This is a genomic window from Actinoplanes sp. NPDC051470, assembly GCF_040682035.1.
GTDB lineage: Bacteria > Actinomycetota > Actinomycetes > Mycobacteriales > Micromonosporaceae > Actinoplanes.
Genome location: NZ_JBFBAA010000080.1, coordinates 1 through 2812 on the forward strand (window position 1 = coordinate 1; position 2812 = coordinate 2812).

The 2812-nt window shown below is 68.8% G+C and carries 1 protein-coding gene; it reads right to left on the bottom strand.

Annotated features, from left to right (window positions below; translation table 11 throughout):
* Positions 1–2812, bottom strand: a 2812-nt coding sequence (locus tag AB0M54_RS47830; RefSeq protein ID WP_364480045.1) for a type I polyketide synthase, incomplete at both ends; no start/stop codon positions are given.

Genomic DNA, 2812 nt, shown 5'->3' on the forward strand with positions numbered 1-2812 from the left:
GGCAAGGCCTGCATCAACCTCGCGCGGGCCGACACCAACGTGCAGGCATCCTCCAACGACCAGATCCCGGACACATAACCAGCCGCCAGCTCACCGATACTGTGCCCGATCAGCGCATCCGGTCGTACCCCCCACGACTCAAGAAGACCGAACAACGCGACCTGCAATGCAAACAACGCCGGCTGCGCAAAACCTGTGTCATTCACATCCAGATCCGGGACGTCGAGCAGGTCCCACACCTGCTGCCGGATCTTCGCGAAGACCGGGAACGCAGCCGCCAACTCGTCACCCATACCGGCACGCTGCGAACCCTGGCCGGAAAACACGAACACCACTCGCGGGTCCGGCTCCGCCACACCCCTGACCACGTCGCCGTCCAGCAGGACCGCGCGGTGATCGAACAACGACCTCGTCTCGGCCAGCGTCGACGCCACCGCAGCCAGACTCGCCTCCGGCCTGGCCGCCAGATAGGCGCGCAACTGGCCCTGGTAGTCAGCCAAGGCCGGCAACGTCTTGGCCGAGAAGGCCAGCGGCACCAGCGACAAGGGCTCCTCTGGGCGCGCCGGCTCTTCGGCGACGCCCTCGAGGATGACGTGGGCATTGGTGCCGCTGATCCCGAACGACGACACACCGGCGCGGCGAGGCCGATCGGTACTCGGCCACGGCTGCTTCTCGGTCACTAGTCGCACGGCGCCCGCGGTCCAGTCAACGTGCCGTGACGGCTCGTCCACGTGCAGGGTGCGCGGCACCACACCATGCCGCAGGGCCATGACCATCTTGATGACACCGGAGACACCGGCGGCGGCCTGGGTGTGGCCCACGTTGGACTTGACTGAGCCGAGCAGCAGCGGCTCGTCGCGATTCTGGGCGTACGCGGCGATCACTGCCTGCGCCTCGATCGGGTCGCCCAGAGTCGTACCCGTGCCGTGGGCCTCGACCACATCGACCTCATGCGGCGCCAGACCGGCGTGAGCCAGAGCGGCCTGGATCACCCGCTGCTGCGACGGGCCATTCGGGGCCGTCAAGCCGTTGGAGGCCCCATCCTGATTGACCGCCGAACCCCGAACCACCGCAAGCACCCGATGACCGTGACGGTGAGCGTCGGACAGGCGCTCCACCAGCAACACCCCGACGCCCTCGGAGAAGCCGGCTCCGTCCGCACTGTCCGCGAACGCCTTGCTGCGCCCGTCCGACGCCAGGCCACCCTGCCGGGAGAACTCGACGAAGGTGTCCGGAGTCGCCATCACCGTGACACCGCCGACCAGGGCCAAGGAGCACTCCCCCAGCCGCAACGCGTGACCGGCCTGATGCAGGGCGACCAGCGACGACGAGCACGCCGTGTCAACGGTGACCGCAGGACCCTCCAGGCCGAAGAAGTACGACACCCGGCCCGAGAGCACACTGCCGGCACCGGCCGTGGCACCGAATCCCGCCAGATCGGCGCCGATGCCGTACCCACCGGGGTAAGCGCCCATGAACACCCCGGTGTCGCTGCCACGCACCGATCCCGGCTCGATGCCGGCCCGTTCGAACGCCTCCCAGGACGCCTCCAGCACCAACCGCTGCTGCGGATCCATCGCCAATGCCTCGCGGGGACTGATCCCGAAGAACGCCGCATCAAAATCGGCGGCGGCATCGAGGAAGCCGCCCCGCATCGAAGAATCAGCCCAGCCACGATCGGCCGGGAAGCCGGAGGTCGCGTCCGTGCCCGACTCGACCAACCGCCACAGATCCTCCGGAGAAGACACACCCCCGGGCAGCCGGCACGCCATCCCGACAATGGCCAACGGCTCGTCAAGGGCCGCCACCGACTCCGGTTTACGCGCCGGAGCGGAAACAGTTCCGCCGAGCAACTCCATCAGCCGCGCGGCCAACACCTGCGGGGTCGGGTAGTCGAACACCAACGTCGCCGGCAATCGCAGCCCGGTGGCTTTCGCGAGGCCGTTGCGCAGTTCCACCGCGGTCAGGGAATCGATGCCCAGATCCTTGAAGGCGTCGGTGGCCGGTACGGCATCGCCGGCGGCGTAGCCCAACACCACCGCGGCGTTGTCCCGCACCAGTTTCAGCAGCGCCTGTTCCCGTTCGGCCGGCATCAATCCGGCGTCGACCGCGGCACGCCGGGCCACGGGGCGGTGCACCAGTCGCAGCAGGGCGGGGACGTCGGCATCGACCACCGGATTCATCGGTGCGGCGACCACGAACGGGCGCCCGTGCCGGGTTGCCGCGTCGTACAGGCGCATTCCTTGCTCGGCGGTGATGGTGCGTTGGCCGCCGCGCCGCAGCCGATCGTGGTCGATCTCGGTCAGCTGGGCGGTCATCGCGCTGGTCTCTTCCCACAGACCCCAAGCCAGGGCCAGGGCGGGCAGTCCCTCGGCGTGACGCTGCTCGGCCAGCGCGTCGAGAAACGCGTTGGCCGCCGCGTAATTGCCCTGACCCGCGGACCCCAGCACCCCCGCCGCCGAGGAGTACACGACGAACGCGGCGAGGTCACTGTTCCTGGTGAGTTCGTGCAGGTGCCAGGCGGCGTCGGCTTTCGGCCGCAGAACCGCGTCCAGCCGCTGTCCGTCCAGCGCCTCGATGACCCCGTCATCCACCACACCCGCGGTATGGATCACGGCCGTCAGCGGATGCCGCGCCGGCACCTCCGCCAACGCCCGCTCCAACTGTCCGCGGTCAGACACGTCGCAGAGTGCGGTGTCGACGTGAGCGCCCAGCCCGGCAAGGTCTTTGATCAAACCCTTTTCGGGGGTACGCCGTGACAACAGCAGCAGACGCTTTACGCCCCGCTCAGCGACCAGGTGGCGGGCGAGGA